The 18,167-nt window shown below is 51.2% G+C and carries 20 protein-coding genes; 10 read left to right on the forward strand and 10 right to left on the reverse strand.

The window, feature by feature from the left end; translation table 11 throughout:
• Nucleotides 1-18 precede the first annotated feature (18 nt).
• Nucleotides 19-396 (reverse strand): hypothetical protein, encoded by a 378-nt coding sequence (locus tag MRJ96_08180; protein MDR4501409.1) that lies wholly within the window; start codon nt 394-396, stop codon nt 19-21.
• A gap of 23 nt (nt 397-419) precedes the next feature.
• Nucleotides 420-1,757 (reverse strand): glycerate kinase, encoded by a 1,338-nt coding sequence (locus MRJ96_08185; GenBank protein MDR4501410.1) that lies wholly within the window; start codon nt 1,755-1,757, stop codon nt 420-422.
• Between the two features lie 149 nt (nt 1,758-1,906).
• Between MRJ96_08185 and MRJ96_08190 the strand changes: the two genes are divergently transcribed.
• The 5 genes from MRJ96_08190 (at nt 1,907) to MRJ96_08210 (ending at nt 5,137) form a co-directional block, all read left to right on the forward strand.
• On the forward strand, nt 1,907-2,503 hold the full coding sequence (locus MRJ96_08190; protein MDR4501411.1) for a uracil-DNA glycosylase: 597 nt from the start codon (nt 1,907-1,909) through the stop codon (nt 2,501-2,503).
• A gap of 244 nt (nt 2,504-2,747) precedes the next feature.
• Entirely contained in the window at nt 2,748-3,059 is a 312-nt protein-coding gene (locus MRJ96_08195) for a hypothetical protein (protein ID MDR4501412.1), read from the forward strand.
• 110 nt (nt 3,060-3,169) lie between these two features.
• Nucleotides 3,170-3,955, forward strand: a complete 786-nt coding sequence (pgl, locus tag MRJ96_08200; protein ID MDR4501413.1) for a 6-phosphogluconolactonase — start codon at nt 3,170-3,172, stop codon at nt 3,953-3,955.
• Nucleotides 3,948-4,346 (forward strand): hypothetical protein, encoded by a 399-nt coding sequence (locus tag MRJ96_08205; GenBank protein ID MDR4501414.1) that lies wholly within the window; start codon nt 3,948-3,950, stop codon nt 4,344-4,346. The genes pgl and MRJ96_08205 overlap by 8 nt, the downstream gene beginning before the upstream one ends.
• Nucleotides 4,347-4,375: 29 nt before the next feature.
• Nucleotides 4,376-5,137 (forward strand): DUF4261 domain-containing protein, encoded by a 762-nt coding sequence (locus tag MRJ96_08210; GenBank protein ID MDR4501415.1) that lies wholly within the window; start codon nt 4,376-4,378, stop codon nt 5,135-5,137.
• A gap of 42 nt (nt 5,138-5,179) precedes the next feature.
• On the opposite strand, the gene MRJ96_08215 is transcribed toward MRJ96_08210, so the two are convergent.
• Both MRJ96_08215 and MRJ96_08220 read right to left on the reverse strand, forming a co-directional pair.
• Nucleotides 5,180-6,118 carry a paraslipin gene (locus tag MRJ96_08215; GenBank protein MDR4501416.1) on the reverse strand — a complete coding sequence of 313 codons (939 nt, stop codon included), beginning with the start codon at nt 6,116-6,118 and terminating at the stop codon, nt 5,180-5,182.
• Complete coding sequence (locus tag MRJ96_08220) at nt 6,108-6,581, reverse strand: NfeD family protein (GenBank protein ID MDR4501417.1); 474 nt, start codon at nt 6,579-6,581, stop codon at nt 6,108-6,110. Before MRJ96_08220 ends, MRJ96_08215 begins: the two co-directional genes overlap by 11 nt.
• Before the next feature lie 316 nt (nt 6,582-6,897).
• On the opposite strand from MRJ96_08220, the gene MRJ96_08225 reads away from it, so the two are divergent.
• Nucleotides 6,898-7,149 carry a SemiSWEET transporter gene (locus MRJ96_08225; protein MDR4501418.1) on the forward strand — a complete coding sequence of 84 codons (252 nt, stop codon included), beginning with the start codon at nt 6,898-6,900 and terminating at the stop codon, nt 7,147-7,149.
• A gap of 165 nt (nt 7,150-7,314) precedes the next feature.
• Nucleotides 7,315-8,043, forward strand: coding sequence for a pentapeptide repeat-containing protein (locus MRJ96_08230; protein ID MDR4501419.1), 729 nt, complete (start codon nt 7,315-7,317; stop codon nt 8,041-8,043).
• A 570-nt stretch (nt 8,044-8,613) separates the two neighbouring features.
• Here the strand turns inward: MRJ96_08230 and MRJ96_08235 are convergent.
• The 3 genes from MRJ96_08235 to MRJ96_08245 form a co-directional block, all read right to left on the reverse strand.
• Complete coding sequence (locus tag MRJ96_08235; protein MDR4501420.1) at nt 8,614-9,267, reverse strand: hypothetical protein; 654 nt, start codon at nt 9,265-9,267, stop codon at nt 8,614-8,616.
• Nucleotides 9,268-9,336: 69 nt separating this feature from the next.
• On the reverse strand, nt 9,337-9,585 hold the full coding sequence (locus tag MRJ96_08240; GenBank protein ID MDR4501421.1) for a sulfurtransferase TusA family protein: 249 nt from the start codon (nt 9,583-9,585) through the stop codon (nt 9,337-9,339).
• Between the two features lie 17 nt (nt 9,586-9,602).
• Entirely contained in the window at nt 9,603-10,133 is a 531-nt protein-coding gene (locus MRJ96_08245) for a DsrE/DsrF/DrsH-like family protein (GenBank protein ID MDR4501422.1), read from the reverse strand.
• Nucleotides 10,134-10,255: 122 nt separating this feature from the next.
• On the opposite strand from MRJ96_08245, the gene ftcD reads away from it, so the two are divergent.
• The 3 genes from ftcD (at nt 10,256) to MRJ96_08260 (ending at nt 12,703) form a co-directional block, all read left to right on the forward strand.
• Nucleotides 10,256-11,167: a glutamate formimidoyltransferase gene (gene ftcD / locus MRJ96_08250; protein MDR4501423.1), complete on the forward strand. Its 912-nt coding sequence runs from the start codon at nt 10,256-10,258 to the stop codon at nt 11,165-11,167.
• Nucleotides 11,168-11,222: 55 nt separating this feature from the next.
• Complete coding sequence (locus MRJ96_08255) at nt 11,223-11,669, forward strand: CBS domain-containing protein (GenBank protein MDR4501424.1); 447 nt, start codon at nt 11,223-11,225, stop codon at nt 11,667-11,669.
• Between the two features lie 233 nt (nt 11,670-11,902).
• A complete protein-coding gene (locus MRJ96_08260) occupies nt 11,903-12,703 on the forward strand; it encodes an ion transporter (GenBank protein MDR4501425.1) in 801 nt (266 codons plus the stop codon).
• A gap of 141 nt (nt 12,704-12,844) precedes the next feature.
• On the opposite strand, the gene MRJ96_08265 is transcribed toward MRJ96_08260, so the two are convergent.
• From MRJ96_08265 to MRJ96_08275, 3 genes are all read right to left on the reverse strand, one after another.
• The gene (locus MRJ96_08265; protein MDR4501426.1) at nt 12,845-13,507 is read right to left on the reverse strand and encodes a FecR family protein; all 663 of its coding nucleotides are present in this window, start codon (nt 13,505-13,507) and stop codon (nt 12,845-12,847) included.
• Nucleotides 13,508-13,552: 45 nt separating this feature from the next.
• Complete coding sequence (locus MRJ96_08270; GenBank protein ID MDR4501427.1) at nt 13,553-14,548, reverse strand: hypothetical protein; 996 nt, start codon at nt 14,546-14,548, stop codon at nt 13,553-13,555.
• A 91-nt stretch (nt 14,549-14,639) separates the two neighbouring features.
• A complete protein-coding gene (locus MRJ96_08275) occupies nt 14,640-17,981 on the reverse strand; it encodes a caspase family protein (GenBank protein MDR4501428.1) in 3,342 nt (1,113 codons plus the stop codon).
• Between the last annotated feature and the right edge of the window lie 186 nt (nt 17,982-18,167).

Consider the following 18,167-nt stretch of genomic DNA (forward strand, 5'->3'; position numbering starts at 1 on the left):
CTGTTCAGCTGTCTCGTTTTAGTTGGTAGCTTGTTCAGACAATATCGGTGAGATGTCTGCCGGTGAGTAGGTCGGGGGTTTTACCCATTTGCCATCTTCCCGTTTGTGTCCTCCGACCTTACTCATATTGGAGCGGTGGACTTCGTTGAAGACCGGTTCCATGTCGATGCCGCATGATACGGCGGTCCCATAGACCACATAGAGTAAGTCCGCGAGCTCCTTGGCGATATTCGGAAGGTTTTGAGTCTGCATCGCCTCTTGAAGTTCGTCAAATTCTTCCTGGATAAGCCGGACTCGAAGTTGCTGAATTGATGCATCTGGAGGTGTCGGTTGGGACGCGACTTGAATCTCGAATTGTTCATGAAAAGCCAGCACCATTTGTTGCGCATTATTCAATGGATGAGTGTCCTTCGCAAGTTTCAGAATGTTAATAAAATATAGATGTCATTCACGTTCGTGCCGGTCGGCCCTGTCTTGATATGTGCCCCAACGTCTTGAAAAAATCGATAACTGTCATGTGCGTTCAAGGCTCTTTGTGGATCGATCCCCTTCAATCGCGCACGTCTGACCGTGTCCCCGCTCACGACCGCTCCTGCGGCATCTGTCGGCCCATCCGAGCCATCCGTCCCTAACCCTGCCATAATCACGTTCGGGAGTCCAGCCAGACCGATGGCCGCTGCGAGCACGCATTCTTGAACGCGACCGCCCTGGCCGGATTTTTTGATCCTCACAGTGGGCTCTCCTCCCCAGATAAAACACATAGGCCGGCGAGTTCCTGTGTTCCGAAGAACGATCTTTTTTGCAAGAACCGCCATCGACTGCCCTAATTCTTTGGCTTCGCCTTGAAACATGGTCTCTTGGATAACTGGACGAAATCCCAGGTGTTTCGCCGTTTTCTTGATTTGCTGGATGACTGATTGATTGTTTCCGATGACGATGTTCTGTACTCGTTGCAGTCGAGGGTCTCCGGGTTTGGGCGTTTCAGGAACCGTTCCTCGAATACCCTGTTTGATATGTTGCTGCACGCGTGCGGGAACCACATGCCATATGTTGTACTGTTCCAAGACTCGTCGAGCCTGTTGATGGGTCGTCGGGTCTGGAGCTGTTGGGCCTGATCCTATTGTGGCAATATCATCTCCGGCCACATCAGAGAGGATGAGGCTAATAACGGTCGAGGAGGTGGAGGCCGCGAGTTGTCCGCCTTTGACGGCTGACAGGTGTTTTCTCACAACATTCATTTCTTGGATACTGGCCCCGCTCCGAAGGAGTAATTCCGTGGTGCGTTGTTTGTCGCTGAGGGTGAGTCCTGGCGCTGGCGCGGCTATCAGGCTTGAAGTTCCTCCTGAGATCAGCGCGATGAGTAAATCGTGATGGGTGAGGGTGCCGAGAAGTCGTTGTACAGCCTTGGCTGCTTTTAGGCTTCTGTTATCCGGAGTAGGATGTCCCGCTTGGAACCCCTCGATGTTTAGAGGCATGGACTGAGGAAAATCTTTGACGACGAGAAGTCCGCTCGTCAATCGATTCCCTAAAAGCTGTTCTAAGGCATGAACCATCGGTACTGAGGCTTTGCCCATACCGACACAGACAATTCTGTTGTACGAGCGGAGCTGATAGGTACGTTTGGCGACCCGCAGGGTCTCGCCTCGGCGTTTGCAATACCGGCCAATGGCGATATCTGGCTGAGCTGCGGCCAAGCCTGCATTGAAGAGTCGAGTGACTATGGACTTGTGTGAGCGGTTTGGAAAGTAAATCCTCATGAATCACTCGTGATTTTGTATGGGTATGGACGCTCTCTCTATGATACTATCCGGGCATGCAGGCCCTGAAAGTTGTACAACAAACAGTGTCGGATTGCACCCTGTGTCCGAGGTTGACCCAATATCGTCGAGAGATCGCACGAGTCAAAGTGAAGCGATTTCTCGATTGGGACTATTGGGGAAGGCCGATTCCCGGGTTCGGCGATCCAAAGGCCAGACTGTTCGTCGTGGGGTTGGCTCCTGCCGCTCATGGAGGAAATCGTACGGGTCGGGTCTTCACGGGAGACAGGAGCGGGGATTGGTTGTATGCAGCCTTGCATAGATACCATTTTGCGAATCAACCAGATTCAACGCATGTCAAAGACGGGATGAAACTCACGGACTGTTATATCGCGGCCGCTGTCCGCTGCGCTCCGCCCGCCAATAAACCTCTGAAAGAAGAATTTGATGCCTGCCGTCCTTACCTTGCCGACGAAATGCGTTTACTCAGACGAGTGGAAGTCGTCATTGCGCTCGGTAAAATTGCGTTTGATGAATACCTCAAAACGTGTCAGTCCCTTGGGCATGTCATCCCTTCGCCCAAGCCAAAGTTCGGCCATAGTGTGGTCTGCGCATTGCCAGGGCACGTGACCCTCATTGGATCGTATCACCCGAGTCAACAGAATACGTTCACTGGAAAGTTGACGAAACCCATGTTTCACGCGGTCTTTAAACAGGCAAGATCGATATTGTCCAGGACGGCGTAACACGCAGGATGGTCACGCGAACCGTTCTTCCCGGCGGGTGTATGATCATGTGGTGCTCATTCATGTAGACGACAAAGGCGCGGGACCATCATTTGACGGAACTTTGTCGGAGGGATAAAATTTTGGTGTGGATACGTCAGGCGAATTTTGATGATTGGCGTGTTGCCGACCGGGGACAGCAAGCGCATCAATTTTTGTCATGTTCGCGACAGGATCGAATGGACTTTGGTGGAAGGAGTGGATCGTGGTAAAACGATTGATCGGGGTCATATTCATTGGCACGTTGCTCTCGGCCTGTGGAGGCAATCCTTACCTTGAAGCGTCGTTAAATCCCGCCGAATTTGAAGGAAAAGATAAGGCGTGGTTTGAAGAAAACTGGGGAAAACCCAATGCCAAGACTCAACGGTTTTTCGGAGGAGAGTCGTGGCTCTATTATCGGATTGCTGGAGGAGAAAAGCATTTTCCATTTTTCAACTTTTCTCCCAATACCTGTGAAATTACTCTTGACTTCGACGGGGAAGATAAGTTGGACTCCTATGACTATTCAGACTGTTAAATTTTCTTTTGCTCGGAAACGACCTGCCGTTTTGACCCGGTCTGGTCTTGGTCTTACAAAAAAGAGCCTTTCCATTGTCGAGTGATAACCGATCTGGCATGGAGCCCCGTGTGAGACGATTGGTTCACAAAGTTTCCTCACCCCAGCAACTCTTCCCGATTGCCGCACAGACATTCTCTGATATCACGAAGGAAGCGATTGCTCGATCCGGCCGCATGATTGTCGCCTTGGCTGGAGGATCGACTCCCAGGGCGCTCTATGAACTCATGGCCAACGAGCCCTACCGCTTGATGATCGATTGGAAAAACCTGTTCATCTTTTGGGGTGATGAGCGGCATGTGCCTCCAGATCATCAGGATAGCAATTACCGAATGGCGCATGATTCGTTGTTATCGAAAGTTCCGGTGGTTCCTGATCGAGTGCATCGCATGCATGGTGAGTTGGAGGACGCTGGAGAGGCTGCAGAGCGGTATGAGCAGGTCTTGCGAGAAGTGTGCTCCGGGTCGGAGAAAGAGGTTCCGCGTTTCGACCTTATCCTGTTAGGCATGGGGCCCGATGGGCACACGGCTTCTCTCTTTCCAGGCACGGAGGCTGTCCATGAATCTTCCCGTTGGGTTGTCGCTCCATGGGTGGAAAAATTTCAGACTTCTCGCGTGACGATGACCCCTGTCGTGCTGAATCACGCTCGCCACATTCTGTTCTTAGTAAGTGGAAAGGACAAGGCTCCCGCGCTAGAAGCTGTCCTGGAAGGACCATCGTTACCGGATGAGTATCCGTCTCAAGTCATTGCTCCCAAATCTGGAGGTGTGACGTGGTTAGTCGATGAGAACGCGGCGAGTCTTCTGAAAACGACCGTGTTTCATGCTTATGAACCCGTGGATTATCGTGATGAATAATACGACGAAAGCACCGACGCCATTCATTCAGGCCCTACACCATACGTCGGTGACATGTGTGACGTTAAATTGTCCTGGAGCCGTGACGGTTGTTGATCTCTCTCATCGTGATGATCGTGTGAAGACGTTCAGCTTTCACTGTGATCACTGTAGCTGGAGTGAAGAAATTTCCGGTGATGTGCAGGTTGACCCTCCTTGGGATGAAGCGGCACTGATTGAAATTATCGAAGAACACCTTCTGCATCTCGAACCGGTTTGTCCGCACGATCAGGCTCCTGTCCACTTTCAATCTCTTCCGAATCCCCGCCGACAAGCTCGATATCGAATCTCCTGCCAGTATTGTGGCCGGCAAGCTGAACTTGAATGGCCTCCAGCCGAAGCCAAGTGGTAATTTGGCTATGCCTCGTCAATTCCTCGACAATGAAAAAGATCAAAAAGAAGAAGACAAGCAAGTCCCGAATCTCGCCGGCCTATGTCATCGGATTTACCCATGGAGACCCACCGCCCCCTGGCTATCTTGCCGCCTGGTTTGATCAGCAGTATGGCGGCCCGTTGAAGATCCAGTTTCTTTCGCAAACCGGACATGCAAATTTCGAAGCCATGCATACGCACTGGCGCGCGCGAATCAACATGAATCTTGATGCAAGCGCGAGTCAGATCTGGCGGGAGCAACTTCATTGGCAGCATTCATCCATCGCAGAAGTCTTTTCGGGTGCGAATGGAGGCCAGTCCAAACTCGATAGCGTGTTACATGTGGCGCGTCTTGCTCGAGGTTTGACATTACTGACCGAAGGGACTGCGTACGATGTTGCGGCGAGAATCTACTGCAACCCGTCCGATTGGCAGGATCAGCCGTTGACCGGATTTTCTCTCCTTGATCATGTTCAGATCGGACAGACAGAGAAACTCCAGGAGGGCCAGGTCTGGTTTTATACTCAGGGGTTGAGTAAGTTTGGTCTTGATGAACTGGAATGTCTTCGTCCTGTCGGACTTTCAGAAAATGGCGTAAAAGAGATGTTAGAGGAAAGTGCCGAATATATTGTCCACCAAGGAAATGTCCCAAAGATAGGGGCGGAAATCACACTGCCATTTCAGGGGCAGGTCGTGAAAATCGTCCGTCATCGAACCGATCAGTCATTCGGCAGGCCAATAGCGTTTCGTGAAATACGATGGTCTTCGTGATTTGAGGTCTCTCAGAAACGATCCGGATGTTCTAAGTGGAAACTATGCGGTCGTTGGAGTGCTGCCGGGCTTTTTCTGGATGACATTCATCGCCAGCGCGATCATCGATCCAACGTCTGAGACGCTGGCGGGAAGGACCAACGTGTTGCTGGCCTTGGCCAGCTCTCCGAACTCCTCAATGTATTGTTCCGCGACGCGAAGCTGCACCGCTTCATACCCGCCATTGACCTGAATGGCTTCCGCGACTTTACGTATACCTTCCGCGGTGGCGTTCGCGATGGCCAGAATAGCCTGAGCTTGTCCCTCCGCTTCGTTAATCTGTTGGAGTTTCTTGGCTTCAGAAGCCTTGATGACTTGTTGTTTCTCTCCTTCAGCGTTATTGATCATCGCATCCCGTTCCCCTTCCGATCCCAGAACGACCGCCCGTTTTTCACGCTCGGCCCGCATTTGTTTTTCCATGGCATTGAGCACATCTTGAGGGGGGGTGATGTTTCGAATTTCATAGCGCAGGACTTTAATGCCCCATGGAGCCGAGGCTTTATCCAATTCATTGACGACTTGGATATTGATGTTCGTCCGTTCTTCAAACGTCCGATCGAGATCGATCTTGCCGATTTCACTCCGGAGTGTGGTTTGGGCCAATTGCGAGATCGCAAAACGATAATCAGTTATCCCGTAAGACGCTCGTTCGGCATCCAAGACCTTGGTGTAGAGGACGCCATCCACGCCCACCTGCACATTATCCTTTGTGATACAAATTTGTTCCGGGACATCCATGGCCACTTCTTTGAGCGTATGTTTATAGCGAACGACATCCAGGAATGGGATCAAGATATGAAAACCGGCTCCCATCGTTGCCGAGTACTTCCCGAGTCGTTCGACGACATACGCACTCTGTTGTGGAACGATGATGGCCGTTTTGGCCAAAATGATGAGGACGAGCACCGATAAAAAGATGGCGACAACTAATTCACCCGACATGCTGTTCCTCCTTCATGGGAGATTCTGCTTTGATCCAAAGCGTCAGACCATCGACTCGAACGACTTCGGTTCGTTGTCCTCTGTGCAGCAAAGTTTCGCCCGCGTTGCACGCTGTCCATGTCGAGCCATGGAGTTCGACCTTGCCCGCCCCATCCCTAGGTAGATCTTCAAGGACCGTCGCGATTTCGCCTAAGAGTGAATCGACCGTGGTGTTTTCCTGGCCTTTGGGGATGAATTTTCTTTGAAGCGGACCACGGAGCACGAGGAGGGAAAGAACCCCAAGTGTGGCGAAGAGTACCCATTGAATCCACGAGACTTCCGCCAATCCCATCCACACGATTGCACTGACGACCAACGCGGCAGTCCCAAAAAACAAGAAGTAAAAGTTGCCAAGTCCCCCAAGAGTCAAAATCTCTATTCCCAAAAACGCGAATCCTAAGAGGGCCCAATACCACCAGGTCATGGTTGTTATCTCCTGGAAGCCAATCTCTGTCTTTCTCCTATGATAGAACAATGATACAGTATCGTATAGATGCTTGGGGCAGAATTTCACTAAGAACCAAAATAATGGAAGGGTCGTGAGCTACATTTCCAGGATTTTTAGACAAAACTCCTCTGAAGTCTTCTGATTGTAATCTCGCCAGATGTTCATTGGTTGGCCATAAGCATATGTGTCTCGATTCCTGTTTATGGGCGTTCAATTTCTGGAAAGTCCTCGACTAATCCTTCGTACAAGCCCATCCTATGATGAGATCTCTTGTAGGAGAAAGACGGTGACGATGGTAACGCTTCTTGGATTGGCCGCTGGGACGCTAACGACGCTGGCCTTTCTGCCACAGTTAATCAAAACGTGGAGAACTCGATCAGCGGATGATGTTTCCCTGGGAATGCTTTTGACTCTCTGCAGTGGGATCATTCTTTGGATTATCTATGGGCTTTCGATTCACGATCTTCCTCTGATCCTGGCCAATGGTGTCACGTTTATTCTGGCGTTCATGATTCTCTGCCTCAAAATACGATATAAGGCCTAGTATGGACAGGCCGTATGGGTGCTGCGTGCGCGATACATATCGTCGGTCTTATCTCGTTGTGTCTAGCCACGACTCGGACCCTACCTCATATTGCGTATTGCGCGATACATATCGTCGGTCTTATCTCGTTGTGTCTGGCCTGATAAATATGTGAAAGGTACTGGGATGGCCGATAGAGAACAGCAACGGATCATCATGTCAGGAGTTCGAGCTTGGAATGAATGGAGGGAAAAACAGCCATCTATTCGTGTGGATCTGAGCGGAGCGGATTTTTCTGATCTGTCACTGAATGGTGTTGATTTGAATGGCGCGAATCTTCAAGACGTTAATTTTGATAAATCCAGTCTTGTTGGTGGAATACTGATTGGCGCAAACTTGTCAGAGGCCAGTCTGGTTGGAGCAAATTTGACCGGAGTAAATTTACGCACGGCGAACGTGGGGGATGCCGACCTTCGCAGCATCACTCTAGTGGGAGCGGATCTTTCAAGAGCGAATTTGGCGAAGACAGATTGCAGTGAGGCCGATTTGACGAGTGCCAATGTATCAGAGGCCAACCTGCATTTCGTCAATCTCTCCATGGCCACGTTGCTCAACGCGAACCTCGATGGGAGCAAGATCCGAGAGGCGAATCTCATGAATGCCAACCTTCGAGGCGCCAATCTCAGTCATGTCGATCTTACGCAGTCAAACCTGAAATGCGCCAATTTGGAAGAAGCCAATCTAGACAAGGCTTCACTCATTTACGTCGACCTTGAACATGCAAACCTGCAAAATATTCGCAATGTCACCATAACCCAACTTTCGAAGGTACGATCATTGGTTGATGCCCACCTTGAGTCTTCGATCGCCATGCAAATTCAAGATATCTACCCTCATTTAGTCCTGAAGGCTTGAAACATGACGTACAGTTTGTTGAGGTGCCACGCCAGGCGTCGGCTCTAGTGAGGGACGCTTGACGCATCCTTCCGCCATCATTAGAGGAAGCAATGCCGTGACGAATAATCCGCAGGTCAGCACAAAAGTTTTAAAAGATATGTGAACATCGACGGGGAATAGTTGAATGAAGAGCTTCATAGAATTGGCCCTCCAGTAGAAGAAAGACAGGTTTATTTATACATGTCTATAGCGAATCCACATACGTTCCAATCGATACAGACGACACACCCCGCGCAGTACGACGTTGAACCATATGGAAGGTGATACCCGCTTGGATGTCCTGACACACCTGGATGTTTCTCTCACGTCCTGAAGAGCCAAGGCGTACAAGGGCACGCTGGGTCGTTTCGGTATCTCTGAAACGGCTATAGCCGTTTTCACACCTTCCGCACACTTGAGGAATGAGATCGTGTGAAGCACGTTCATTGGCGTCCGTCGTCACGTATTGGTTTACGTGAATAGTCTACCAATTTCTCACTGTGGAGTGAAGGGAAGGAGGAATTGCTCGTGGACAGGGTGCTCTTCGACTTAGAGACGTAGATATTTTTCAATCACCGATGGGAGGTGGCGAAGTTGATCGCCAAAAGACACATGCTGTAGGTGGCCTTTCCTGTCGAACAGGAGGGATGAAGGAGTGCCTTGTAAGGCAAACCTCTCAAAAGTTTCAGCCTTCATGGTCTTTTGTTTCAAGTAGGTCCTGACTTGTTGAAAAATCTTTTGTTGCTGGTCCATTGAATATTCATGAAAAGAAGGCAGACATTGTTTGGCATAGTCTACGACTCTTTCCTGGGTAACGGGTTGTATATCAGGAACAATACGATCCATGCCGACCGGGAAAGGCAATCGCCAATCGAGCTTGCCGTCGGTCAGGACCCCCTGATGCGTTAAGGCCTTGCGGGTCTCTCCAAAGACTTCCCCCGTGTCGATTAATCGCTGTAGATTGGTGAGGGTGTTTTGGTCATAGTCTTCGAATGCGGTGGCTAACCCGATGATGGCTAATCCTTGGTCTTGATAGTGTTGATGCCATTGAATGGCCGTAGGCAATGCGTAGATAAAACAACCGGGACAGTTTACTTGGAAGACTTCAATAAGCACGACCGAGCCGGTCAGTGACTCAAGCGTATCAATATTTCCTTGCACCCAGGTCTCAACGGTGACATCCGACAGTGTATAGTCATTCATGTGTAAACAAAAAAGGCCGTTGGTGCCTGTGCACGAACGGCCTTGTCTCACGATTTAGACAGGGGTGAATTATCCGCCAGCTTTTTTCACGTAGGCTTTATAAACATGAACGGAATTTTCGTCGGCTTCCTCAAGTCCCACCCACTCATGGCCAGTCGTCTCACACCAAGCGGGCATGTCTTTTTTGATGCCTTCATCGTCGGAAGCCACTTCCAGAACTTGTCCAGGTACGAGCTCTTTAATCTTTTTAGACGTCATGATGATCGGCATGGGACAGAAATATCCGAGTGTATCGAGTTTGACATCGGCTTCAATCATGGTTCATCCCTCTAGTATTAAATAAACAGATTGACAGACCCGTTTTTCGCTTCGGCCAGATACGTGGACACGCCAGCCAGTTGATCGACTCCATCTATCAAGGTGTCTTTCGAAATGCCCATCATTCCCAAGGTCGTGGTGCAGGCAATCATCTTGACCCCAAGATCTTGTGCCGTTTCCAGCAGTTCGGCGATGCCGGGCATGCGATTATTCTTCATGACCTTTTTCATCATGTTCGTGCCGAGTCCCCCGAAGTGAAAACGGGATAGCGGGAGATTGTCGGTACCGCCTTTATTGATCCAGCCAAACGCTTTTCGCATCCAGTCTTTGGCCGAGCTGGTCGTCCCGGGTTTTCGAATGATATTTAATCCCCAGAAGGTGAAAAACATCGTGACTTTCATGCCCATGGCTGCCGCTCCGGTCGCGATGATAAAGGCGGCCATGGCCTTGTCCATGTCTCCACTGAGACAGACGATCGTGACACTCTCCGGTTTTTTTTCTTGAAGCGCTGCCAGCGTCGCAGCGGGTTCGACTTGGGTTGTGCTCATAAATCACCTGCCTCTTGTCATAGGGGGAACTGCTGAGTCTTGCCACATTCGTCAATCCAGTAAAGACTATAGTATGGTGTTTTTTTCAGTGTCAAGAAACAGCAATCTACTCACTGTTTGCTATGAATCAAATCGTTGAATGTGTCCCGAATATTAGCGAAGGCCGAGACCGTCAGGTGATTGAATCCTTCATCGAACTCATACAGGGGGAAAGCGAAGTCCATCTGCTCGATCACCACAGTGATGTCGATCATCATCGCACGGTTTTCACTATCGCGGGGCGACCCGACGCTATGAGAAAAGTGGCGTATGAACTCGTTCGGCGCTCGATAGAGCTGATCGATTTATCCAAACATCGCGGTGTCCATCCGAGGGTCGGCAGTGTAGACGTTGTCCCGTTCGTTCCCATCCGGGGAATATCGATGGAGGACTGTGTCGAACTGGCTCGGCAACTAGGAGCGCGAATCGGATCGGAATTAGCTATGCCGGTATTCTTGTATGGTCAGGCCTCTTTTCGGGGAACGCCTCGCCGGCTCGAGCAGATACGACAGGGTGGATGGTCCAGTCTTTCGGAGCGGATGCGTTTGCGTCCAGAGTGGATACCTGATTTCGGCCCCGCACGATTGCATTCGAAAGCGGGAGCGGTGGCCGTGGGCGCGAGGGATTACCTGATCGCCTACAATGTCCTGCTTCAAACGGCTGACGTCGCTATCGCGCAGGACATCGCTCGGGCAATTCGCACCTCCGGAGGGGGGCTTCCATCAGTGAAGGCCCTGGGGTTGGAACTCAAGAGCCGCGGGCTGACGCAAGTCTCCATGAATCTTACCAATTATCGGGAAACTTCCCTCAACGACGTCTATCGTGCCATTCATGAAAAAACTCAATATTTCGGGGTCGATATCGAAGAAAGCGAACTGGTCGGTCTCGTTCCACAAGCCGCCCTTCCTCCGGAATGGATCATCCCCCTTAAGTTTAAGCACTGGAATCCCGACCAAATTCTAGAAGCTCGGTTGGCCCAGGTTGGACGGATGTAATGCCGTCGGCACAGGGGTGAAACGTTAATCTCTTTGATCGTCTATGGAGGATAGTATGGCGACGGTGGCATTCGATAAAGAAGGTCGCACAGCACTGCGCGAGAGTAAGTTTGGTCACATGACGGTCGGGGTTGTCATGGAAGAAGATGTTCAATCAGAAGGAAAGAACGTCAAGGCAGAGTTTTTAGCTGCGATGATGATGGAAGGGTTTGGGTCAGTGCCGATCGTCGATGAATCTGACCGGTTGATCGGGATTGTGTCAGAATTTGATCTCTTGAACGCGGTACGAAAAGGCCGAAGATTGTCTGAGGTCACCGCCGAAGAAGTCATGACTCCCAACCCGGTTTCCGTCACGAAAGATACTGATCTGCTGACCGTGATCGATGTCCTGCATAATAATCATCTCATTCGGGTTCCCGTCATTGATTCCGCTGGCCGGCTCATCGGGATCTTGGCGCGGCGCGATGTATTGAGAGGGTATTTACAATCCTCATACATGTAGCGAATGGCATGTGCGTACAGAAAGGCCATGCATGAATCATCATGTATGGCCTCGTTTCTCTCCTAACATCTTCTCGCCTGCAAACGCTTTCAGCTTGACTCGTCATCAAATTCTTGGCGTCAACGCCACGAACTTCGTGGCTCGCCAGTTTTTTCCCAGAATTCGCTAGATTTCTCTGCTCGGATTTCAGTATTTTCTGGCTTGCTCTAGTCTATAGATGAAGAAGGATTATCATGATTCAATTGGCCCGTCATATTGTTTCTTCGCTATGGTTTGAACGATTCATTATCGCCTTGATCCTCGTGAACGGGGTGATTCTCGGAATGGAAACTTCACCTGACTTGGTCGTCCGCTATGGTGAACTGTTTCATCTCGGCAATTTCATCATCCTTCTCGTCTTTATCCTGGAGGCGGCTCTGAAGATGACCGCTCTGGCCCCCCACATGGGCCGGTATTTTCAAGACGGATGGAATATTTTTGATTTTTCCGTGATCGTGTTTTCCCTGATTCCCGCGACGGGCGAGTTTGCGATGATCGCACGACTCGCACGACTTCTCCGTGTTGTTCGGCTGATTTCCACGATTCCTGAATTGCGGCTCATCGTTTCAACGTTGGTCCGCTCCATTCCAAGCATGTTGCATGTGATGACGCTCATGGGTGTCATTTTTTATATCTATGCGATCACCGGATACCAATTATTTCATGAGCATGATCCCACCCATTGGCGGTCTCTTGGCATCTCGTTGTTGACCCTCTTTCGTGTGGTCACCCTTGAAGATTGGACGGATGTTATGTATACGGCGATGGAAGTCCATCCGTTCGCGTGGATGTATTTTGTGAGCTTTGTCGTGTTGGGCACATTCGTTGTCGTGAATCTCTTCATCGCAGTCGTTATTAATAATCTTGATGAAGCCAAGGCCGAGCGACTCCAGGAACTTGAAGCCCCGGTGACACAGGAAGAAATTTTGAAGGATCTTCGTGCGACTCAAAAGGCGTTGAAACGTTTGGAGGATCGGCTCGAGAGAACGTCCTAGCTGATGGGAAGTGGGTGGGGAGACGTGAAAGAAAAGGATGGTGAGTGGGATCATGAAGAGCGGGGAGTGAGGGGAAAATGAGAAAGAAGAAGACCCGCCCATGCGTTCTCCTTACTCCTCACTCCCGACTCTTTATGAGTTTTATTCCCGAATGGCCTCCGTCCAAGCAATTTTCGGACTGACGTTGACCGACTTTGGCTTCGTGCACTTTTTCCCACGGTCGCCATAACTGATATTCGACGTTTTAATCGGACAGGTCCCAAAGGCTGTTCCGAACTCTACCACCCCGCTTACCACGGTGAGTGTCGACTGTCCGTTCTCATCGACAAGGAGGTCAAACTCTGTACCTTTGACCGCAGCCGTCGCGACGGGCGTTTCTATTTCCAAGGGTTTGGGCTCACCTTGTGTGTCAACCCAGACTTCCCCATGCTTCAGGCGCAGGACCCGCGTAAATCCTTTGGATTTTTCCCATCGTGACAGAATCAAAAACTCGGTATTCTCATTGAGGGCCACCTCGATCCCATTATCGAATTCAATTAATCCTTGGCTGGCGGACTCTGTTCGAATGACGTCGCCTTCAAAAAGCGGTAGCGCACCTTTTCCTTCCAAGCCCTCCTCGATTCCGTCACTTCGAATGATGGTAAAACCGCCAATCGCATTTTTTGCGATGCCGACTGATTCTGGAGAGGCCAGGGCTACTGGTCCCTGGTACAAAACAGACAAGGTGATTATCGTGAGGCATAAGAGTTTGAGGGTATCGCTTGCCCTCCAACGCGTGCAGTGCTGATTATTGTTCGTTTTCATGTGCTCCTCCTGTATCACGGTCATTTCATCAAGGTTCAAAGCTCGTTATCTGGACGCCACGACACGTATGGGTTTTTGGCCAACCGGGATGGTCGATAAGACTTTGTTGGTGCCAGTATCGATGATCTTCAGATCGTTGGATTTGGTATGCCCCACATAAAGCCGCGTTCCGACAGAATTTGCCCAGATACCGTTGGGACCTTGCCCGACATCAATCTGTTCTTTGATTTGCGGTGTGGAGGTATTGGCGCTCAACACGACGACTTTATCGAGTCCGGCTACCGTGACGTAGGCATTTGGACCGGCCGTGCCTTTAAAGGCAAAGGCGATCTGTTGAGGGGCCGCGCCGACCTCGATCTCATTGGAGATTTCGTTCGTTTGTGGATCGATCGTGTAGATGGAATTGCTCCCGGTATTGGTTCCCCAGATCTGGCCATCTGGCCCAAGGACCAGAAAGTGGGGATTGGGCCCGACGGGAATACGTTTAATGATCTGATGCGCCATCGTGTCGATCACATTCACATGCTTGTCTTGTGTGCTGACATAGGCCAACTTGCCGTTACGGGAGAATGTGATACCCATGGGTCCCCCCGGAATCGGGATGGTGCCGAGGATGCGAAAAATTCCCGTATCGATGATGGAGATCGTGTTGTCGGCGATATTGGCGACCCAGGCCTGCTTGTTGTTATTTGTGAGGGTAACGACATGAGCGCGATCCCCCGTGAAAATGGACGCAATCGTCTCCATCTTCTCCGTGTCGATGACAGAGACGCGTCCTGAGGCCAAATTGGTCGCCCACAACTGCTTTCCGTCACGGGTCAGGGAGAGGTCATGCGTGGCATGGTTCAGAGTATCGATCTCGCCCAATGGCTTAAAGGTCGTGCCATCGACGACGCTGACGGAATTTGAACTTTCATTAGCCACATACACTTTCGTGTCAGGACCTTCCGGTTTAGTGGGAAGCTTGGCGATGCAGCCAGCGAGCAGGCTGGCCGCCAGCATACCTCCAAGGACTGAGAACAGCGTAGACGCCACCTTCATATCAAACCTCCTTTATCTGCGAGTTGTTCACAGTATATTTTTTCATGGTCAAAAGGGAATGGTCAAATTATGCAGAATCTTCAACTAGGTTTTATTGAACGCGCCCCATGATCAGTTGGCCTTCGACCTCTCCCTTCTTCACTGGGTGTTGATTCTGACCGGTCACGGAGGGCACTTGTGTGGAGACGTAGGAATAGGCCTCATCGACTGTGATGATGCCATCGGCGTCAAAGTCGGCTTTTCCTTTAAGTCCTTCCAACAGATAATACGTAAAAACGCCATGTCTCAAATCGTCCCGTTCTTCACTAACTTCACTGGCTCGACTGGCCGTCAAGACCACTCGTCCCTTGCCTTCGGCTAACCGAGACAGGAAATTGTCCGAGACCACGGCTCGACGCGCTGCGGTGGAAAATGTCCGTCCCGCTGTGGCGCCACTATAGCAGGAATCTGTGATGAAAATGACCCGTTCTGCGGCAATACGGTCAAAAATGGTCTCGACCTCCCTCATCGGCAGGCCAGTGGTATAGAGGTCTTGCGGGTCAGCGTCATAGGGGATGAGGTATTTTTCAAGACCATCTCCGTCGGGACTTGCCGAGTCCGTTTCTGGGGCGCCATGCCCGGCGTAGTAAATGATGACGGTATCCTTGGGCCCGGCCTTGCGCTTCAGCTCGGTTCCCAAGGTTCTCTTAAGATTCACCAGCGTGGCCTGCTCGTTTATGAGCGACGTCAGGTGTTCTGCTGGAATGCCAACATCGTTCATGAGATACTCATGAAAGGCTAAGGCATCGTTATCCGCGTACTTGAGGGGGCGGACCTTGTCGTACCTGGAAATTCCGATGACGACAGCCCAGATTTTGCCTTTATCCAGGATGCGGGTGACGTTGAGGGTTCGGGTAGCTGAGATTTGTTCACCATCAAACGCGGTGATGCTGATCGTATTGGTCCCCTCCCGCAACTGAACAGACTCCGAAAACTCGTAGGTGGTATTCGTCGCAGTCCGACCCGGCACGACGGCGATTCCACGGCCTTGACGCCTGGCTTGAAGTTCCTGGTTCACTCGTACTTCGATGCGTGAAATGCCTTTTTCGCTGGCGGCAGCCCCGATTAATTGAATGCGATCAACTTTCACTTCTTGATTCTCGAATGGAGAAGCCAAGGCGATGGCTGGTGGCGTTTTGGGTGATGGGACCGTCGTGACTTGAGTCAATTGTTCTTTGAGCTCCTGTAATTCTGTTTGATACTGTCTGAGGGCTCTTTCTGCTTGTTCTCGCTGCGCATGTTCGGCGTGAAGCTTTTCCTCCATCGTGGAACGTTCATGGTTTTGCGAGGAGTGCAGAGATTCCAATTGAGCACGCAACTGCTTCATCTCATGTTCTCTGGCCTGTAACGTGGCGGTGGTCTGTTCACGCTCCGCGCGTTCCCGTTCGAGCTCTTCTTGTGTCGATGAGAGCTTTGCGTTCTCCGTGTTCGCAAGATGCTGGAGCTTTGCCTGCAAGTCGTGCATTTCTTGCTCGCGTCGTTGCAAAGCCTGCTCGATCTCCTCTCGTTGAATTTGCGCTTCTTGCAGTTGCTCATTCAACGTGATGAATTGAGCCGTTCGCGCGGCCTCTAAGCCTTGAATGATCGGAATCGGCATGCTGCCCTTGGCCATGGATACGGTGACCGAGGCTTGATTCTTGGAGATCCAGCCGGACTCCGCTTCGGAGAGTTGTACGCGATACCAGTCACCCAACTCTCCTGTTGCAGCCAGGGTTTGATCGTGTTGAACTGCGGCGATGACGGAGGAGTCCGCTCCCGCGCCGCTCAGGATCGAAGCCTGTTTCGCAGTGACCGTGATGAGCTTGTTGGTCGCCACGATCTGAAGTGGCGGCTGTGTATCGACGGCCAGATTCAAGGTGTCGTTCAGGAAAACCTGTTCTGATTTTTCTTGAATGAAGAGCTTGAATTGGAGTTCTGCGCCCGAAAAATCTGGCCACACGGTAAAGCTGACTCTGGCGCGTTTGGACGTTTCCCCTTCGAGAGCGCCAAACCGGATCACGCGAGGCCGAATTTTCAGGTGTTGATCAGCCCCATTATTGATTTCGACCCAGGTGTTCTTCGCGGGGACGGTGCTGACGTTTCGTAGGGTCAACAGAAGATCGACCGCTTCACCTTTTTGAATCCTCCCATCTCCATTTCCCACAGACTGGCCACTGCCATCATCGAGAATTTGATAGTTATAGGCTAATCGCGGTTTGGTCGAACCCGTCAGATGAATCACTGCCTGCAGTGGTGGAGGGGTGAATCCGTTATATTCCTCGAACACAATCTGCATCGGCGCCGTGTCCTGGTCGTGATCTGCTGGAATTTGGACATGCACGACCTCGGACTGCTGCTGTCCGGCTTCGATTTTTCCAAAATACAAGACTTGACCGTCGAATATTGGGTTTTCGCTCTGCGTGGTCCCCTTCATGCGATAGACTGGACCTTTTCCGGTATTCTTGATCGTCACCTGAAGTTCGACCGGATGCCCGGGCTGGGCTTCATGAGGGCGAATCACGAGTTCGGCTTGTGGGCGGGGAGGGGGAAATGGGGGAGGGCCCACTTCGTTGTCTTTCACCTCGATGGTGTTCTTGGCCTCTGGCGTTCCGCGTTGGACAATGCGCATTGAAGGATGAAATGGCTGAAGCTGGACGATGCGATCGCGGCCTCCGGAGGCAAGTGATTGACCGTCAGGAGAAAACGCTACTGCCCACACTGGTCCACGATGATTCGTGAATGATCGCAATTCCTGACCATTCTTCCAATCCCATACACGGATGCTTCCGTCTTTTGCGGCGGATACGAGAGTAAGCCCATCTGGAGAAAAGGCGAGAGATTGCAGGGCGTCCGTATGTCCAGTCAAGATTCCTCGTTCGTGGCCAGTCGAGAGGTCCCACAGGCGGATGGTTTGATCGGCTCCCCCGCTGGCGAGAATTTGGCCATTGGGAGAAATGGAGACGGCTAGAACCGCTCCCCGGTGCCCGGAGAAGGTCTTTTGCTGGCGGCCGCTCGACGGATCCCACAGATGCACCATGGCATCGCTATTGCCAGTGGCCAGCAGGTGACCATCCGGGGAAAATGCCATGGAGAATATGATCCCAAACCCACTTTTCATGACTTTTTGCGGATTTTTTGTCTGCCAGTCCCAAAGATAAATATTTCCTCCATCTCCTCCTGTGGCGAGTGTTTTCCCATCGGGGGAAAACGTTAACGACCGAACACTCCCGAAGCGCGTGCTTATATTCACCAGTTCTTTGCCCGTTCCGATCTCCCATAGTCGCCAGGTGCGGTCACGGGCACCGGAAGCTAGGAGCCGGCTATCAGGAGAAAAAGCCAACGCCCGAACGGCACCGGTATGACCTTGTAAGATCTTACGTAGACGGCCCGTGCGGGGATCCCAGAGGCGAATCATTTCATCGCCGCTCCCAGAGGCGAGATAGTGTCCGTTTGAAGAAGTGGCTAATGAGAAAATTTCACCTTGATGGCCCATCAGCGACCGTGTTGGGGGATCGATTTCTGGAGAAGGGGATGCCTGAAGAGAGCACGGGTTGGCAAGAAGCCAAAGTACAAGACAGATAGTAAATCTTAAATAAAAATA

Source organism: Nitrospirales bacterium (assembly GCA_031315865.1).
Lineage (GTDB): Bacteria > Nitrospirota > Nitrospiria > Nitrospirales > UBA8639 > JAGQKC01.

What these genes read in the sequence shown, in the direction of transcription:
- MRJ96_08185 (MDR4501410.1), bottom strand. Translation starts at nt 1,757, where the DNA reads ATGAGGATTTACTTTCCAAACCGCTCACACAAGTCCATAGTCACTCGA.
- MRJ96_08205 (MDR4501414.1), top strand. Translation starts at nt 3,948, where the DNA reads ATGAATAATACGACGAAAGCACCGACGCCATTCATTCAGGCCCTACAC.
- MRJ96_08210 (MDR4501415.1), top strand. Translation starts at nt 4,376, where the DNA reads ATGAAAAAGATCAAAAAGAAGAAGACAAGCAAGTCCCGAATCTCGCCG.
- MRJ96_08215 (MDR4501416.1), bottom strand. Translation starts at nt 6,118, where the DNA reads ATGTCGGGTGAATTAGTTGTCGCCATCTTTTTATCGGTGCTCGTCCTC.
- MRJ96_08220 (MDR4501417.1), bottom strand. Translation starts at nt 6,581, where the DNA reads ATGACCTGGTGGTATTGGGCCCTCTTAGGATTCGCGTTTTTGGGAATA.
- MRJ96_08225 (MDR4501418.1), top strand. Translation starts at nt 6,898, where the DNA reads ATGGTAACGCTTCTTGGATTGGCCGCTGGGACGCTAACGACGCTGGCC.
- MRJ96_08230 (MDR4501419.1), top strand. Translation starts at nt 7,315, where the DNA reads ATGGCCGATAGAGAACAGCAACGGATCATCATGTCAGGAGTTCGAGCT.
- MRJ96_08235 (MDR4501420.1), bottom strand. Translation starts at nt 9,267, where the DNA reads ATGAATGACTATACACTGTCGGATGTCACCGTTGAGACCTGGGTGCAA.
- MRJ96_08240 (MDR4501421.1), bottom strand. Translation starts at nt 9,585, where the DNA reads ATGATTGAAGCCGATGTCAAACTCGATACACTCGGATATTTCTGTCCC.
- MRJ96_08245 (MDR4501422.1), bottom strand. Translation starts at nt 10,133, where the DNA reads ATGAGCACAACCCAAGTCGAACCCGCTGCGACGCTGGCAGCGCTTCAA.
- ftcD (MDR4501423.1), top strand. Translation starts at nt 10,256, where the DNA reads ATGAATCAAATCGTTGAATGTGTCCCGAATATTAGCGAAGGCCGAGAC.
- MRJ96_08255 (MDR4501424.1), top strand. Translation starts at nt 11,223, where the DNA reads ATGGCGACGGTGGCATTCGATAAAGAAGGTCGCACAGCACTGCGCGAG.
- MRJ96_08260 (MDR4501425.1), top strand. Translation starts at nt 11,903, where the DNA reads ATGATTCAATTGGCCCGTCATATTGTTTCTTCGCTATGGTTTGAACGA.
- MRJ96_08265 (MDR4501426.1), bottom strand. Translation starts at nt 13,507, where the DNA reads ATGAAAACGAACAATAATCAGCACTGCACGCGTTGGAGGGCAAGCGAT.
- MRJ96_08270 (MDR4501427.1), bottom strand. Translation starts at nt 14,548, where the DNA reads ATGAAGGTGGCGTCTACGCTGTTCTCAGTCCTTGGAGGTATGCTGGCG.
- MRJ96_08275 (MDR4501428.1), bottom strand. Translation starts at nt 17,981, where the DNA reads ATGATTCGCCTCTGGGATCCCCGCACGGGCCGTCTACGTAAGATCTTA.